Genomic DNA, 16,210 nt, shown 5'->3' on the forward strand with positions numbered 1-16,210 from the left:
GCTGTTCAGCGGCTGGCGCCCCGGCAGGGTCGGGTGGCGGGAGACAACCGCGCCCGGGGCGGCCCCCTCCGTGACACCACGTCCGCCAGCACCGCCCCGTCCGGCGGTACGGGCGCCGGCCACAGGGCTGTCGGGGGTGCCGGCGGTTCCCACCGCGCCGGGACCGGGCCGGCCCCGGCCAGGGCGCCGAGTGCCGTCATGGCGTCCCGGGCCGCGCCCACGGCCGCCGTCAGCCCTCGCGCCGGCGACCAGCAGACACGGTCGGCCCGGTGCAGCAGTACGGCGACCAGCACGGCGACGAGAACGTGCACACCGGTCATGGCCGGCGAGCCCGCCGCCCCCTCGTACCATCCCGGGTGGACGCCGGCCGGGTCGGCCACGTGGTGCACGTGTCCGGGCCGCGCGAGAGGGGCGGTCCGGTGTACGTGCCCCGCCATCAGCCACAGGTGCAGCCCGACCTGCGCGGCGGCGCACACGACCGTCACCGTGGCCAGGGAACGCGGCCGCCGGACACCGAGCAGCGCCACGGCGAAGAGCACGGCGACCGCCGCCCCTCCCTGCCGCCACGGCACCGGCCCCTCGGCCACCAGATGGTGCCCGCCGGCCCCCGACACCACGGAGACCACGGCGAACACCGCGGCCCGGAAGAGGGGCAGTGGCACACGGGGCGTCATGTCGGGTTCGGGCATGGCCCGCTCATCATGGGGCATCGGGCCTCCACTTGACAGGCGGTCCGACGACAAGCGGGCACTTCGGCTCGAACCACGCCTTCCGGTACGTCGTCCGTTCGCGGTGGCCGGCCGGACCGCGGTGACCGTGACCACCACCGTGACCACCAAAATCGCCGCATGCGTTGCCTTGCACCCGTTTCCACCCAGCGGAAGGATGCTGCTCATGGCAGGCAACGCCGCGACGCCCGGACGCTCGGTGACCAGTCGCGCGCTGGCGGTCCTGGGCGCCTTCGACGGACGGCATCGTCAGCTCGGTCTCACCGACCTCGCGGGCCGGGCCGGTCCTTCCAGTAGATCCCGGCGCCCGACCCGGGCCTTCACCTGCCGCTCCAGTTCCGGCCCTTTGATCCCGCCCGCCGCCAGCACCTCCCGTGTGTACCCCTCCGTCTGCAGCAGCCCCGGCACCACGCTCACCGCGAAGTGCCACAGGCTCACCGCCTGCGCCTCCAGCGCCATGTACCGCCGGTACTGCTCGCGGAACTGCGTGTGGTCCCCGGCGGCCAGCTCCCACAGGGCCAGCAGCATCCCCGGGGCCCCGTAGTACTGGTCGAGGGCCTGGGCAACCTCGGGGCTGCCCGGAGTGTCGCCCTTCTCCATCTTTCCGAAGAGCGGCCAGTCCCAGCCCAGCCGCTCTCCGAGCTGCCGCAGGCTGACGCCTTTCTGGGCCCGCAGCCGTCGTAGCTCCTCGGCGAACCGCTGACGCGGTTCCTGGCTGCGGCTCGTGACGACGCGGCGCTGCGACAAGGCCGTTCACCTCCACGGACGGTGCGGAAGGCGCGTCCTTCCTCGCTCTCGTGACGCGCCGAGGACGCAACCCGGTGCGCGGTGTTGGGGGAATACCGTCGTTTCACGCCGATTCACCCGGTCGTATTCCCCTACCGTGTGCCCGCCGTCGCCTTCTCCGGGGACACCACCGTGTTCCAGTGGACCGTGCGGTCGCACCAGTGGTCGAGGAGGACGTGGTCGTGGCCCACGGCCAGGAGGCCGGCGCCGGTTTCGGTGCGGTAGGACTCGACCACCGCCACCAGCGCGGCCGTCGTCGACGCGTCGAGCATCGCGGTCATCTCGTCGCAGATCAGCCAGCGGGGGCGGAGCACCAGTGCGCGGGCCAGGCAGGCGCGTTGGAGCTGGCCGTCGCTGACCTCGTGGGGGCGGCGGGTGAGGAGGTCGGGGGTGAGGCCGACGGCGGTGGCCAGTTCCGGGACGCGTTCGGGGACGGTGTCGCGGCGGCCGGTGGCCCGCAGGGGTTCGGCTATCAGGTCGGCGAGGCTCAGGCGGGGGTCGGCGGAGAGGCGGGGTTGCTGGAAGACCACGCCGAAGATGGTGCGCAGGTCTCGCGGGGCCCGGTGGCGCCAGTGGCGTACCGGGGTGCCGTCCAGGAGGAGGGTGCCCGCGTCGGGGCGGTGCAGGAGGGCGGCGACCCGGGCCAGGGTCGACTTGCCGCAGCCGCTGGGGCCGAGCAGGCCGACGGCCTCGCCGGGGGCGACGGTCAGCGCGGCGTCGCGTACGACGGGGGCCGAGCGTCGGTCGTAGCCGGCGGTGATGGCGCGCAGTTCAAGCACGGGCGTTCTCCGGAGCGGGACCGGCCTCGACGACGGGGTGGTGGCAGGCGGCCGTGGTGGTCAGGGGCGGGAGGGTGGCGCAGGTGGGGGTGGCCCGGTCGCAGCGGGGGGCGAAGGCGCAGCCTTCGGGGAGGGCGCCGAGTTCGGGGGGCATGCCGGGGATGGGGGTGAAGGCTCGGTCGGGGAGGGCGTTCAGGAGGCCCCGGCTGTAGGGGTGGCTGGGGCCGGGGGTGCCGAAGAAGGCTTTCGCGTCGGCGAGTTCGACGATGCGGCCCGCGTACATGACGGCGACACGGTCGGCGATGCGTTCGGCTGCCGCCAGGTCGTGGGTGATGATCAGGAGGGCTCGGTCGCCGGCGGCGTCGACGTGGCCGCGGAGTTCGTCGACGGTGTGGTCGACGAGATCGTGGTCGAGGCCGGTGGTGGGTTCGTCGGCGAGGAGGAGGGGGGCATCGCCGACAAGGGCGAGGGCGGTGGCGGCGCGCTGGGCGAGGCCGCCGGAGAGTTGGTGCGGGTAGCGGTCGAGGTGGTCGGCGGGGAAGGCCGCGCGGGCGGCGGCCTTTTCTGCTGCGGCGCGCAGGGCCGCGCGGCCTCGGATTCCCGTGAGGGCGGCGACCGTCTCCTCGGTCTGTGCGCGGATGGTGCGGACGGGGGTGAGGTGGGCGGCCGGGCTCTGCGGAATGAGGCCGACGCGCCGGCCGCGCACGGTGCGGGCGAGGGTGCGTTCGTCGGCCGCGAGCAGGTCGAGGTCGCCGAGGAGGGCGCTGCCGGCGGTCTGTGCGTTGGCGGGGAGCAGGCCGAGAAGGGCGGAGGCGAGGACGGACTTGCCGCAGCCGCTCTCGCCGACCAGGGCGAGGCATTCGCCGGGCACGACGTCGAAGTGGGCGTCGGTGACGGCGGCGACGGGGCCCGGGCCAGGCACCAGGAAGCGCACCGACAGTCCGCGGACCGACAGCACGGGAGGTCTCTCGGTCACAGCATCAGCTCCGATCGGCGGCGGGGGTTGATCCGTTCCCGCCACACTCCGGCGAGTCCGGCGATGGCGAGGGTGGGGATGATCAGGAACAGGCCGGGGAAAAGGGTGGGCCACCACTGGCCTGCGAGCAGGGTGCCGCGGGCGCCCTGGATGAGGGTGCCGAGGCTGGCGGTGTGGGTGGGCAGGCCGAGGCCGAGGAAGGACAGCGCCGATTCGTGCCACATGGCGTGCGGGATCATCAGGACGGCGGCGAGTCCCGCCTGCGGCAGTACTCCGGGGAGCAGGTGGCGCAGGACGACCCGCCGGCGGGAGGCGCCGCCGGAGACGGCCGCGTCGATGTACGGGCGGGAGCGCAGGGAGAGGACCTCGGCGCGGACGATGCGGGCGGTGGACAGCCAGTGGGTGGCGGCGACCGACACCACCACCGGCCAGACGCCCGGCCGGAACATGGCGACGATGAAGATGCCGAGCAGCAGGTGCGGGACGGAGGAGATGGTGTCGACCAGGCGCATGACGAGGCGGTCGACCCAGCCGCCGAGTGCTCCGGCGGTGGCTCCGACAGCGGTGCCGATCACGGTGGCGGTGAGTGCCGCCACGACTCCGACGAGCAGGGAGACCCGCAGGCCGTAGACACAGCGCAGCAGCAGGTCGCGGCCCACGTCGTCGGTGCCGAAGGGGTGGGCCCAGCTCGGCGGGAGGAGCTTCGAGGCGAGGTCGACGGCCTGCTGGTCGAGCTGGACCAGCGGCGGGACGAGCAGGACCGCGAGGGCCGTGAGGCCGACCAGGGTGGCGGAGACGCGCAGGCGCAGGGTGTGGGTGGAGCGGCGTGCGGTGCCGCGTGAGCGCCACCCGGCCCCCGCCGCGGGTACGGTCGCGCCGGCCTTCTCGACGGTGGTGTCAGTCATCGGAATCACATCTCACTGAGCTTCACCCTCGGGTCGGTCAGTCCGTACAGGAGGTCCGCCAGGAGGTTCCCGGCGAGGACGGCGGCGGTGGCGAGGGTCGTCAGCGCGGCCAGGAGCGGGAAGTCGACGGCGGTGGCCGCCTCGACGGTGGCGGCGGCGATGCCGGGCCAGCTGAAGACGGTCTCCACCAGCAGGGCGCCGGTGATGAGTTCGGGTACGCGGGAGCCGATCAGGGTGAGGACGGGCAGGAGTCCTGAGCGCAGGGCGTGGCCGAGCAGGACGGTGCGTTCGCCGAGGCCGCGGGCGCGGGCGCCGCGTACGGGGTCCTCCGCGAGGGCGTCGCCGACGCCTTGGCGTACGTACAGCGTGAACCAGGGGAGCTGGGAGAGGGCGAGGACGCCGGCGGGGAGGATCAGGTGGTGTGCGACCTGTCCGGCGGTGACGTGTTCGCTGCCGGTGTCGGTGAGGCCGCCGGCGGGGAGGACGTCGAGTTGGAGGGCGAACAGCCAGACGGCGAGCAGGGCGGTCCAGAAGACCGGTGCGGCCTCCAGGGAGTACGCGAGGGAGGTGACCGTGCGGTCGAGGGGTGAGCCGGGGCGTCGGGCGGCGAGCACGCCGAGCAGGGTGCCGAGCAGGACGGCGACGGCGAACGCGGCGGTGCACAGCAGCGTGGACCACACGATCCGCTCGCCGATGGCCTCGGCGACCGGTTGGCGCAGCACGCTGGACTGGCCGAGGTCGCCGGTGACGGCGGAGGTCAGCCATTCCCACCACTGGGCGGCGAAGGGGCGGTCCACGCCGAGGTTCTCGCGGAGCCGGTCGAGGGTCTCCTGGTCGGCGCCGAGGGCGGCGGTGCCGGCGTAGGCCTTGACGGGGTCGAAGGGGGAGGCGGCGGCGATGGCGAAGACGCCGAAGGTGACGACGAGGAGGACGGGCACGGCGAGCAGGGCCCGCCGTGCCACGAGGCGGGCCATGGGGCCCCAGGGCAGTGGGGTCACTTCTTGGGCTGCCAGTTCTCGGCGTTCCACCAGGGGCCGCTGGCGAAGCCGTGCTCGTGCGGTTCGACCTGGGTGGTGAGTCCGTCCCAGCGGTCGGCGAGGACGTAGAGGTGGTCGATGTGGGTGAGGAAGGTGTAGCCGGGGTTCTTGACGAGTTCACGCTGGAGGTCGTCGTAGGCGGCCTTGCGGTCCTCGGGGTCCTGGCTGCGGCGGCCGGTGTCGAGGGCCTCGTCGACGGCGGGGTTGTCGTAGCGGGCCATGTTGTTGAAGCCGTCACCGGCGAGGGAGGAGTGCAGGAGGGTGTAGAGGCCGAAGTCGGGGTCGCCGGTGCTGCCGAAGCCGGCGAGGACGGCGTCCTTGCCCATCCGGGGTTCGATGACCTCCCAGGTGGCGCCCTCGACCTTGACGTCGATGCCGGCCTTCTTGGCGTCGGAGGCGTAGGCGAGGGCGTGGTCCTGGCGGACCTTGTCGCCGGAGGGGTAGAAGAGAGTGAAGCCGGCCCGGACGCCGTCCTTGGCGCGGATGCCTTCCTCGCCGTCCCCGCCGGTCTTCCAGCCGGCCTCGTCGAGGATGCTGCGGGCCTCGTCGAGGTCCTGGGGGCGTTCGACGTCCTTGGTGTACCAGGGGTCGTCCAGGGGCAGCGGGCCGTAGGCGGGGCGGCCGGCTCCGTCGAGGATCTTGTCGACCATGGCCTCGCGGTCCACGGCGAGGTCGAGGGCGCGGCGGATCGCGGTGTCGCCGGTGACCTCGTTCGCGGTGGGGAGAGTGACGGCACGGAAGTCGTAGGAGGTGGCCTGGTGGGTCTTGAGGCCGTCGTCGTTCTTGAAGGTGGCGGCGAGGTTGGGCGGGAGGGTCGCGCCGTCGAGGTCGCCGGAGCGCAGGCGGGTGGCGCGGACGTCGTCGTCGGCGATGACCGCCATGGTGAGCTTTTTCACCTTCGGGGCGCCGCCCCAGTAGTCCGGGTTCGCCTTGAAGGTGAGCTTCTCGCCCTTGCTCCAGCCGGTGAGGACGTACGGTCCGGTGCCGACCGGCTCGGTGTTGAAGGCGCCGGTGTTGGGATCCTGCCCGGCGGTGATGTGCTCGGGGACGATGGGCAGGACGGTGCGGGCGGCGAAGGCCGCGTACGGGTACTTGAGGGTGAAGACGACCTTGTCGTCGCCGCCCGCGCGGACCTTCTCGACGGCGTCCAGTTCGCTCTTGGCGGTGTTGTTGGTCTTGTCGTCGAGCACCGTTTCGTACGTGTGGACGACGTCCTCGGCGGTGAGGGGTTCGCCGTCGCTGAACGTCACGCCGGAGCGCAGGGTGTAGGTGTAGGTGCGGCCGTCGTCGCCGATCTCGGGCAGGGCCTTCGCCAGGGCGGGCTCGAGTTCCAGGTCTGCGTCCCGGGCCAGCAGCCCGTCGAAGATCTTGGAGTTGCCGTCCTTGCCGTAGCCGAGCAGGGGGCTGAGGGTGTCGGGTTCGGAGGGAACGCCGATCACCACGGACTCGGCGGACCCGCCGCCGTGCACACCGGCGTCCGAGCCGCCGGTCGGCGCCGAGCAGGCGGCGGCCAGCGCGAGCGCGGCGGCCGTGGTCGCCGTGCCGGTGGTACGCCGTATTCGTCGGGTCGTCATCGAACCTCACACCTCTGCTGACTGGAATTCGTTGTTGCATATTAATTGCAGCAAGGTTCTGCCCAGGGCCCCGGCCCCTCATGCCGACGTTTCGGGGAACAGCGGCGCCGGGGTGCCGCCCTTGTCATCGGCGTGCGTCGGGTGTCAAGGCCGCAGGTGTGCGCCGGGGTGCGAGCTGTGCAGCGCCGTCCGCGCGCCGCGGCACCTGCTTGTCACCGGGCCGGAGCCGGTCTACTGTCGCCACGCCTTGGTGAACGGGAAATCCGGTGCGATACCGGTGCGGCCCTCGCCACTGTGATCGGGAAGTCCGGCTCCGGCCCCTGGTCCTGTCCCCGACAGGACCGACGGGCAGCCACTGGGTCCCCCTGGGACCCGGGAAGGCGGAGTTCGGGCGGTGGTACCCGTCAGCCAGGAGACCGGCCAAGGCGCGTCAACCATCCACGAGGTGCTGGAGAGGGTCTGCTGAGTCATGCATATTGCCGAAGGTTTTCTGCCACCGGCGCACGCGGTCGCCTGGGGTGCCGCGGCGACGCCGTTCGTCGTCCACGGCGCCCGGTCACTCATCCGTGACGTCAGGGAACATCCCGAGAGCACGCTGTTGCTCGGCGCCTCGGGAGCGTTCACCTTCGTTCTGTCCGCGCTGAAACTCCCCTCGGTTACCGGGAGTTGTTCCCATCCCACCGGCACCGGGCTGGGCGCCATCCTGTTCCGGCCGCCGGTCATGGCGGTGCTGGGCACCATCACCCTGCTGTTCCAGGCCCTGTTGCTCGCCCATGGCGGGCTGACCACGCTGGGCGCCAACGTCTTCTCCATGGCGGTGGTCGGGCCGTGGGCGGGGTACGGCGTGTACCGGCTGGCCCGGCGGTACGGGGCGCCGCTGATGGCGGCGGTGTTCTGCGGCGCGTTCGTCGCCGACCTGTCCACGTACTGCGTCACCAGCGCGCAACTGGCGCTCGCCTTCCCCGATCCGGGGAGCGGGTTCCTGGGCGCGCTCGGGAAGTTCGGCTCCATCTTCGCCGTCACGCAGCTCCCGCTCGCGGTGAGCGAGGGGCTGCTGACCGTGCTGGTGATGCGCCTGCTGGTGCAGTCCAGCAGGGGTGAACTGACCCGTCTCGGCGTGCTGGTGGCCAAAGCCGCCCGCAACAGGCCTGCCTCGTCGGCGACGGCGGGTACGGAATCGGAGGTGGCGCGATGACCAGGAACGCGAAGATCAACTCGCTGCTGCTGCTCGCCGTGGCCGCGCTCGCGGTGCTGCCGCTGGCGCTCGGGCTCGGCGACCACAAGGAGGAGCCGTTCGCCGGTGCGGACGGTGAGGCTCAGACCGCGATCACCGAGATCGAACCCGACTACGAGCCGTGGTTCTCGCCGCTGTACGAACCCCCGTCCGGTGAGATCGAGTCGGGGCTGTTCGCCCTCCAGGCCGCCGGCGGCGCGGGGGTCCTGGCGTACTGCTTCGGGGTGCGGCGCGGGCGGCGGCAGGGTGCGGAGCGGGCACGGGAGCAGCAGTCGGCGGCCGGCACCGGACCGGGCTCCGGCACCGGCACCGGCACCGGCTCCGGCTCCGGCTCCGGTGAAGCGGTCTCCCCCGGGCCCCGGGCCTGATCGCGCGTGCTGCCGATCGACGTGGCGGCGCACAGCAGTCGCTGGCGCCGCCGTCATCCGGTGGACAAGGCCGTGCTCGGACTGGGGCTCACCGTGCTCGCGGTCTCCCTGCCTCCATGGCCGGGCGCGGCTCTGGTGCTGGTGACCGCGCTCGCGGTGCTGCTGGGCCCGGCGGGGGTGCCGGGCCGGCGGCTGTGGCGTGCCTACCGGGTACCGCTGGGCTTCTGCGTCACCGGGACGCTCACGCTGCTCGTGCAGGTGGGCGGACCGGACGGGTGGGTGTCACCGGCCCCCGAAGGGCCGCTGCGTGCAGGCGAGTTGCTGCTGCGCACCTCGGCGGCGTCCCTCGGGGTGCTGCTGTTCGCGTTCACCACGCCGATGTCGGACCTGCTGCCGCGCCTGGTACGGGCCGGGGTGCCCGCACCCCTGGTGGACGTGGCCCTGGTGACGTACCGCATGAGCTTCCTGCTGCTCGACTCCGTGCGCCGGGTCGGTCAGGCGCAGGCGGCCCGGCTGGGGCACACCGCCCGGGCGGCGTCGTGGCGTTCGCTGGGCGGGCTCGGCGCGACGGCGTTCGTCCGGTCCTTCGACCGGGCGGCGCGACTGCAGGCGGGGCTCGCCGGGCGCGGTTACGACGGCACGCTGCGCGTCCTGGTGCCCGAGGCGCGGATCTCCGTACGGTTCACGGCCGTGAGCGTGCTGCTGCTCGTGACGCTGGCCACCGTCACCCTTCTCCTGGAAAGCCGCATGTCATGAGCGATCCCGCACCGAAAGGTCCCGCGCTGGTCGCCCTGCGGGACGCGTCCTTCGCCTACGAGGACGGCCCGGCCGTACTGAGCGGCCTCGACTTCGAGGTGCGTCAGGGGCGCGCACTCGCGTTGCTGGGCCGCAACGGCAGTGGCAAGACCACGTTGATGCGGCTGCTGAGCGGTGGACTGCGGCCGAGCGGCGGTGAGTTGACGGTGGAGGGCCGGCCCGTGCGGTACGACCGCAAGGGACTGACGCGGTTGCGGACGACGGTGCAGCTGGTGGTGCAGGACCCCGACGACCAGTTGTTCGCGGCGTCCGTGGGGCAGGACGTGTCGTTCGGGCCGCTGAACCTCGGGCTGTCCGACACGGAGGTGCGGGCGCGGGTCGCACAGGCGCTGGCGGCACTCGACATCACCGCGCTCGCCGAGCGGCCCACCCATCTGCTGTCCTACGGGCAGCGCAAGCGGGCCGCGATCGCGGGGGCGGTGGCGATGCGGCCCCGTGTCCTGATCCTGGACGAGCCCACCGCGGGCCTCGACCCGGACGGTCAGGAACGGCTGCTCGCCACCCTCGCCGGACTGCGTGAGCGGGGCACCACGGTCGTCATGGCCACCCACGACGTGGACCTCGCCCTGCGCTGGGCCGACGACGCGGCGCTGCTCACACCGTCCGGGGTACGTACCGGTCCGGCGGTCGTGATGCTGGCCCGTACGGACCTCCTCGCGGCGGCCGGGCTGCGGCTTCCGTGGGGCATCGCGGCCGCGCACCTGCTGCGTGCGTGGGGACCGCCGGCCGAGGGGGGTGCCACCCCTCGCACCCCGGAGGAACTGGCAGTGGTGGCCGCGGCCTGCCGGCGGAGTGCTCCACTCACTGATCGCATCATCCGGAAAATCCCCCTTGCGGGTGATCCCGACGACCCTGCGTCCTGACTCCGCGCGATCACAAAAACGTTCCGCGACTCTGCTGCGCAATTACCCGGCGTGATGACGCCGTGCCGATACGGCCTTCAGAGCGCGTCGCAGATGCAGGCAGGCCGGGCGCGGCCGAGCCCTGAAAGCACGGCACGTGATCGCTCGCCGAATTGAGCAGCAGAGTCTTCCGCTACCGCAAAGTCGGCCGAAAAGCAGTCGCCGGGAGGCGGGATGAAGACGTCGAACCGGCGTCGAAGCGAGGGGCGTTGCGGGTGCGAGGAGCAAGCGGTACCCCTGCTCCAAGCCTCCCGGACACGCTGGTAGCCACCGACATCCTTAACACGCTGCCATGTTCCACCAGCAAATTCGGGCTCTTCGCTCGCATCTGTGGGTCGGTCAGGTGCGGCCGGGTAGTGGTCGGGTGTAACCGGCCAGGCAGAGCAGGATCATGGCGCGGAGGGCGGCGACGCTGCGGAAGCCGTAGGCTCGGCGGATCAGCAGGCGGATCTTCGTATGCATGGCCTCCACGCGGGCGTTGGTCAGTGCGCAGGCCAGGGCGTTGGCGATGTCCGGGCGTCTGGCCCGGGTGGTGCGGGCCGGCTTGACGAACGGGGCGAGGCGGCTGCGGCAGGCCCAGCGAAGCCAGGCGTCCAGCAGGTACACCCGCTCCGGCCCGCCGGGCGCGAACACTGCCCGCAGTTGCTCCTTGAGCAGGTAGGCGCGGTACAGCGGCTTGTTCGTCTCCTGGATCAGTGTGGGCTTCAACTCCTGCTTCCCGGTGAGGTTTTCCGGTTTCTTCCACAGTGCCCAGGCAGGTGACGGTGGCACCGGCCGGCATGGTGCCGCCACTGAGGGAGACCTCGGTGGCCGACTGACGCATGATCATGTGGATGTCGGGCACCTGCTGCGCGGTGGACATGAAGCTCCCTGATGAGGTCCAACAACTGATGTAGTGCGCAGAGTTATTGATCGTTCATCGGCCGGGACAGTCCTGTCCCGGGTCCTCTCGGGTGCTTGGTGATCGTTGGCCGAAAGTCGCCCTGCGCGAACCGCTTCCGGTGCCCCGGATGCCCCGGTCCGGTCACAGGTCTCCCTCCTTGGGTGACGGCCCCGGTGCGGGAGGGGACGTGTGCCGGGTCGGCGGACCGGCCATGAGCCGGCGCGGGTCGGCGGCCCGGGTGATGGCCGACTCGACGGCGGCGATGCGGTCGCCGAGGAGGGCGAGGGCGGCGACGGCGCGGGTGAGGGCGTCGTCGTCGGGGCCGCCCAGGGCGTGGGTGCGGACGTGGGCGGCCTTGACCTCGGCCCAGCGGGCGGCCTGTGCGGCGGTGAGTGTGCCGCGCAGTTCGGCGAGCTTGAGCAGGTTCGCCTCGGCGCCGGTGGTGAGGGTCTGTGCCTCGGCCGCGTAGTGGTCGTCGACGACCGCGGAGAGTTCGGTGTCGTTCATGACCGGCTGGATCCGCTGGGCGATCTTGTTCATGTTGCGGTAGGAGCCCTGGAGCCGGAACGGCGGCTCGCTGCGGGCGTCGTCGGACTGGGCGGCGGAGGCGATGTAGGCCTCGTTGACCGCGAGGACCGTGCGGCGGGCGGTCAGCAGGTGGCGCAGGACGGTGAGGACGCGGTCCAGTTCGGTGGGCGCGTACGGGTGGGTGAGCCGGTCGGCGTGGGCGGTGGGGTCGCCCTCGGCGAGGCGGATCAGCAGGTCGAGATCGCCGCGGTCGCGGCCGGCGAGCGGGGCGAGGACGGTGTTGGCGGTGAGGGCGTTCTCGACGAAGCTGGCGGCGAAGGCGTCGTCCTTGCCGGTGAGGACGTCGCCGAGGTTCCACACGTCGGCGCGGTTGGCCAGCATGTCGGGCACCCGGAAGAGGTCGCCGGACTCGGTGTAGGGGTTGCCGGCCATGCAGACGGCGAAGCGCTTGCCCCGCAGGTCGTAGGTGCGCGGCGCGCCTTCCCACACGCCCTCCACACGGCGGGTGGCGTCGCAGAGCGGGATGAACTTCTGGAGGAGTTCGGGCGAGGTGTGCTGGATGTCGTCGAGGTGGAGGAGCGTGTTGTTGCCGGCGGCCAGCGCGAAGTTGATCTTCTCGATCTCCTGGCGCGCGGTGGCGTTCGGCGCCTCGGCCGGGTCGAGCGAGGTCACGCGGCGGCCGAGTGCCGGGCCGCTGACCTTCACCAGGACGAGGCCGAGCCGGTCGGCGACGTATTCCACGAGGGTGGTCTTGCCGTAGCCGGGCGGGGAGACGAGCAGGAGCAGGCCGCCGGTGCCGGTGCGGCCCGACTCGCCGGTGGTGCCGAGCTGTTTGGCGAGGCTGTCCCCGATGAGGGGGAGGTAGACCTCGTCGACGAGGCGGTTGCGGACGAACGACGACATCACGCGCGGGCGGTGGTCGTCCAGGCGCAGCCGGGTGCGTTCGGCGGTGACCAGGGCGGTGCGGCGGCGCTGGAAGGCACGGAACGCGGGGGTGTCGCGGTCCCTGAACTCCTCCGTGCGGGCGAGGAATTCGTCCAGACGGAGAGTGAGACGGCGGTCGGTGATGCGGGGGTGGGTGCCGAGCAGGCCGTCCACGGTGACGGTGAGGGGCGCGTCGCACTCGTGGCGGGGCGTGTCCGGGCAGAGTTCGGCGGCGACGGCTTCGGCCAGGTCGCCGGGGGTGAGGGGGCTGCCGGTGGCGGCGGCGTACGCGCACAGCCAGGCCTCGACGAGCTGGCGGCGGGCGGCGAGACCGGTGAGGGCGGGCAGGTCCTCGTCGTAGGCCTCGGTGGCGACGGTGCGGCGGAACTTGTCGAGCAGGGTGCGGGTCTGCGCGCTGATGACGAACCCGTCCGGGCCGGTGGTGAGTTCGTCGAGGAGGTAGGCGGCGGCGGCTTCCGGGCGGGCCGACGACGCACCACCCGTGCCGCTGCCGTCCCCGTCCCGGTCGGCGATCCCGCGGGCGAGTTCGGCGCGCAGGTCGGCGAGGGCCTGGGGTGGGCCGAAGGCGTCGCGGACGCGGGCGAGGGCGCGGGCCCGGCGGGTGAGGTCGGCGCGTTCGGGGGCGGTGGTGCCGTGCGTCCAGTGGAGCAGGGCGAGGGCGCGGGCGGCGGGCTCGTGGCGCAGGAGTCCGGCCCCGTCGTGCAGGGGCCGGACGGCGGTGATCAGGGCGGTCGCGTCGTGGTCGTGGATGCCGCGCTCGTATCCCTCGTCGTAGGCCTCCTCGGCCGCCCGGCGGACGAGGGCGGCGAGATCGTCGGGGCCGTGCAGGGCGTCGGGGCCGTGCTCGTGCAGCAGGCGGGCGGCCAGGTGTTCGGCGCGGTAGACCTCGGGCGACTCGGACGGCAGGTGCCGGTTCCAGTAGCGGCGGCCGTCGTCGAGGGCCGGGTCGGTGACGGGTGCGCGGTAGTCGGTGCCGGTGAGGGCGAAGGCGAGGCCGTCGCCGTGCGGGACGAGGGTGAGGTCGAGGGGCCGGGTGGTGACGGCGAAGCGGTGGCTGCCCAGGCGGACGGAGCGGCCTCCGTCGGCGTAGAGGTCGGTGCGGTCGCGCAGGGCGCGGGCGGCTTCCTGCCGGGCGGAGCGGAGCCGTCCGTCGAGTTCCTCGGCACGGACCCGGTCGCCGAGGTCGCGGAGTTCGTCGGCGGTGCGGCGGACCTTGTCGACCAGGGGGTCGGAGACGAAGTAGGTGCTGACCTCGTCGGCGTCGGCAAGGGTGGCGCAGCGGCGGGCGATGGTCTCCAGGACGCGTTCGGCGGCGGAGGCGAGCTGTTCGGCGCGGCGGGCGCGGGCGTCGGTGAAGCTCTGTTTGCGGACGGTGAACGCCTGGTAGATCTGGGTGCGTTGGTCGACGAGTTCACCCAGGACGTCGTCGAACTCCGCGAAGCGGGACTCCAGGGTTTCCAACTGGGCGAGAACGCGAGTCAGTTGTTTGTCACAGGACTCGGGGTCGGCGGCGGCCGCGAGGGCGCCGGTGACGGTCTGGCCGAGCAGGGCGAGTTCGGCGGCGAATCCGGCGCGGGCCTCGCGGTCGCGCAGGCCGCGGCGGCGGGCGTCGAGGGTGGCGCGGGCGCGGTTGACACCGCCGAGTGTTTCGGCGACGCGTTCCAGGACGGCGGTGCGGACGGTCGCGTCGCCGATCTCGAGTCCGGCGACGACCTCGGTCACCGTCCGCAGCCCGTCGGCGAGTTCGTCCAGGCGGGCGGCGACGGGTGCGGCCTCGGCCGCGGTGGCCGTCTGTTCGGCGTCGGCGACGAGGCGTTCGACGTCGGCGTGGTGGGCGGCGAAGGCGTCCTCGTGGGCGAGGTGGGTGACCGCGCGCCGGCCGAAGGAGTCGAGGTCGTGGCCGGCGTCGGCGGCGAGTTCGTCGATGCGGGCGTGGTCGGCGTACCGCATCTCCTTCAGGGTCAGCAGATGGCCCCGGGCGTGGCGGAGTTCGGTGAGACCCGCGACCCAGGCAGCGGCCTCGCGGGGCTGCTCGCCACGCAGCCGGCGGACCACGGAGCCGATGCGGCCGGCCGCCTCGTCGAGCGCGGCGGCGGCACGGCGGCTGAGGTCGCGTACGGTCTCGAACTCGTCCAGGACCTGTTCGGCGGTGGTCCGCACGTCCTCCAGCGGGCCGCGCAGGTCGCCCAGTTCGGGTTCGCCGAGCCAGTGGTGGGCGTCGGCCGTGCGGACGCAGGCGGCGGCCAGGGCCTCGTACACCTCGGTCGTCGGGGTGGTCTCGGTGACGGAGCGGACCAGGGCCAGACAGGCGGAGACGCCGCGGACGAGGTCGGCGTTGCCGACCCGGTCGAGGGGGCCGTCGCCGACGGGCTGGGCTGCGGCATGGGTGTCGGAGACGTAGGGCGAGTGCCACAGTTGGAGCGGGTGGACGCGGGCGGGTTCGTCGCCGTCGGGCCGCAGCAGGATGAGTGCGCCGTCGTCGAAGAGCGCCCAGCCGTGGCAGCTCAGCGGTGCGGCGACCTCCTTGCGGATCACGTTGTAGGGCAGGAGCAGGGCGCGGCCCCGGCCCGGGGCGTGGAAGGCGTACAGCACGTCCTCGCCGTTGGGCGAGCGCACCTCGTGCTCGAACTCCATTCCGCTGGTGTCGAGTGCGTACGTCTTGTGGGTGCCGGCGGCAAGGCAGTAGCCGCCGGGGAAGACGATGCCCTGGTCCTCGGGCAGACGTCGGCAGCCCTGGCCGATGCCGTCGAGGCGGACGACGGTCCGGGTGAGGGTGTTGAAGACGAGGTGGCGGTGCGCGGTCTCCTTGTAGGGCAGGACGCGCAGCAGGATCAGCGCGCCGACGCGGGCGTGGGCGATCTCCGCGTCGGCGAGGGACTGGAGCGGCTCGTCGACCGGTTCGGTGTGGATGCCGTCGGGGGTGCCGGTGTCGTTCTCCGTCTTGACGGTGAGGGTGCCGCCGAGGGTGTCGGCGAAGAGTTCGTCCAGGACACGCACGTGCGGGTGCCGACCGACGACGTGGTCCTCGCGGGTGGTGCGGGTCCATTCGATGTCCGGGGCCGGGGTGCGGGCGTGGTCGCGGTCGCCGCGCGCGTCGAGGAAGGCCGCCCGGCCGTCCTCGGACACCGACCAGTGCAGGACGCGGATGTCGCCGGCCTTCTCGCCGGTCTGGAACACGGCGAGGAGTTTGCCGTCGACGCGGCGCAGCCGCAGCAGGCGGGCCTGACGGTAGTAGCGGTGCAGGGCGCCGAACTCACGCAGGAACCCGGGATCGTCGAGGAGTCCGGGAACGGCGTCGTCGGGCAGCCGGTTCAGGGCGCGGTCGTGCACGGCGAGGACGTCGCCGACGGCGGTGTCCGTCTCCGGGCGCGGATGGGCACCGTAGCCGAAGAGGAGCACGTCGCCCACGGCGACGATGTCGCGGGGCACGCTGGTGCGGTCGGTGCGCAGCCGTTCGGTGCCGGTGAGGCGCAGTTCGGCGGCACCGAACGTCTCGATCCGGAGCCGGTTCAACTCCTCTGCGCGCCGCGCGAGTTCGGTGGCCTGCGCGGTGAGGCGGTCGCGCAGCACCTGGTAGGTGCCACCGTCGACGGTGTCGTGCACGGCGGTGCCCGCGCCCGCCGGGTTGCGCGCGCCCTCGGCAGACTGCTGGTCGGTGCCCGTGCCGGGTGTCTCGTGGGTGCCGGTGGTCATGGCTGCCTCCTGCCTTTCGAACGGGAGCGGCCGGGGAGCCGCCGTCCCCTGCGCGG

At 72.8% G+C, this 16,210-nt stretch carries 12 protein-coding genes, 1 pseudogene and 1 riboswitch; of the genes and pseudogenes, 4 read left to right on the plus strand and 9 right to left on the minus strand.

Going from position 1 to position 16,210, the window contains the following annotated elements:
- Positions 1–5 precede the first annotated feature (5 nt).
- The 7 genes and pseudogenes from HUV60_RS06610 to HUV60_RS06640 form a co-directional block, all read right to left on the minus strand.
- Entirely contained in the window at positions 6–710 is a 705-nt protein-coding gene (locus HUV60_RS06610; protein WP_269441150.1) for a hypothetical protein, read from the minus strand.
- A 291-nt stretch (positions 711–1,001) separates the two neighbouring features.
- Positions 1,002–1,475, minus strand: a pseudogene (locus tag HUV60_RS06615) (Scr1 family TA system antitoxin-like transcriptional regulator); the annotation flags it as partial.
- Between the two features lie 131 nt (positions 1,476–1,606).
- Positions 1,607–2,293: an ABC transporter ATP-binding protein gene (locus HUV60_RS06620; protein WP_257853921.1), complete on the minus strand. Its 687-nt coding sequence runs from the start codon at positions 2,291–2,293 to the stop codon at positions 1,607–1,609.
- Positions 2,286–3,269, minus strand: a complete 984-nt coding sequence (locus tag HUV60_RS06625; protein ID WP_257853922.1) for an ABC transporter ATP-binding protein — start codon at positions 3,267–3,269, stop codon at positions 2,286–2,288. Before HUV60_RS06625 ends, HUV60_RS06620 begins: the two co-directional genes overlap by 8 nt.
- The gene (locus HUV60_RS06630) at positions 3,266–4,174 is read right to left on the minus strand and encodes an ABC transporter permease (RefSeq protein ID WP_257853923.1); all 909 of its coding nucleotides are present in this window, start codon (positions 4,172–4,174) and stop codon (positions 3,266–3,268) included. The genes HUV60_RS06625 and HUV60_RS06630 overlap by 4 nt, the downstream gene beginning before the upstream one ends.
- Before the next feature lie 5 nt (positions 4,175–4,179).
- A complete protein-coding gene (locus tag HUV60_RS06635) occupies positions 4,180–5,148 on the minus strand; it encodes an ABC transporter permease (protein ID WP_257853924.1) in 969 nt (322 codons plus the stop codon).
- A gap of 20 nt (positions 5,149–5,168) precedes the next feature.
- Complete coding sequence (locus tag HUV60_RS06640) at positions 5,169–6,785, minus strand: ABC transporter substrate-binding protein (protein ID WP_257853925.1); 1,617 nt, start codon at positions 6,783–6,785, stop codon at positions 5,169–5,171.
- Positions 6,786–7,016: 231 nt separating this feature from the next.
- Positions 7,017–7,224: riboswitch (cobalamin riboswitch) on the plus strand.
- 30 nt (positions 7,225–7,254) lie between these two features.
- Between HUV60_RS06640 and HUV60_RS06645 the strand changes: the two genes are divergently transcribed.
- The 4 genes from HUV60_RS06645 to HUV60_RS06660 are packed head-to-tail and all read left to right on the plus strand — an operon-like array spanning position 7,255 to position 10,066.
- Positions 7,255–7,980: an energy-coupling factor ABC transporter permease gene (locus tag HUV60_RS06645; RefSeq protein ID WP_257853926.1), complete on the plus strand. Its 726-nt coding sequence runs from the start codon at positions 7,255–7,257 to the stop codon at positions 7,978–7,980.
- On the plus strand, positions 7,977–8,387 hold the full coding sequence (locus HUV60_RS06650) for an energy-coupling factor ABC transporter substrate-binding protein (RefSeq protein WP_257853927.1): 411 nt from the start codon (positions 7,977–7,979) through the stop codon (positions 8,385–8,387). Before HUV60_RS06645 ends, HUV60_RS06650 begins: the two co-directional genes overlap by 4 nt.
- Positions 8,388–8,393: 6 nt before the next feature.
- Positions 8,394–9,143 carry a cobalt ECF transporter T component CbiQ gene (cbiQ, locus tag HUV60_RS06655; protein ID WP_257853928.1) on the plus strand — a complete coding sequence of 250 codons (750 nt, stop codon included), beginning with the start codon at positions 8,394–8,396 and terminating at the stop codon, positions 9,141–9,143.
- Positions 9,140–10,066: an energy-coupling factor ABC transporter ATP-binding protein gene (locus HUV60_RS06660; protein WP_257853930.1), complete on the plus strand. Its 927-nt coding sequence runs from the start codon at positions 9,140–9,142 to the stop codon at positions 10,064–10,066. Before cbiQ ends, HUV60_RS06660 begins: the two co-directional genes overlap by 4 nt.
- A gap of 378 nt (positions 10,067–10,444) precedes the next feature.
- On the opposite strand, the gene HUV60_RS06665 is transcribed toward HUV60_RS06660, so the two are convergent.
- Together HUV60_RS06665 and HUV60_RS06670 are read right to left on the minus strand one after the other, a co-directional pair.
- A complete protein-coding gene (locus tag HUV60_RS06665) occupies positions 10,445–10,876 on the minus strand; it encodes a transposase (RefSeq protein ID WP_257853931.1) in 432 nt (143 codons plus the stop codon).
- Between the two features lie 253 nt (positions 10,877–11,129).
- Positions 11,130–16,154, minus strand: a complete 5,025-nt coding sequence (locus HUV60_RS06670; RefSeq protein WP_257853932.1) for a DNA repair ATPase — start codon at positions 16,152–16,154, stop codon at positions 11,130–11,132.
- Positions 16,155–16,210 lie beyond the last annotated feature (56 nt).

The organism is Streptomyces sp. KMM 9044, assembly GCF_024701375.2.
Lineage (GTDB): Bacteria > Actinomycetota > Actinomycetes > Streptomycetales > Streptomycetaceae > Streptomyces.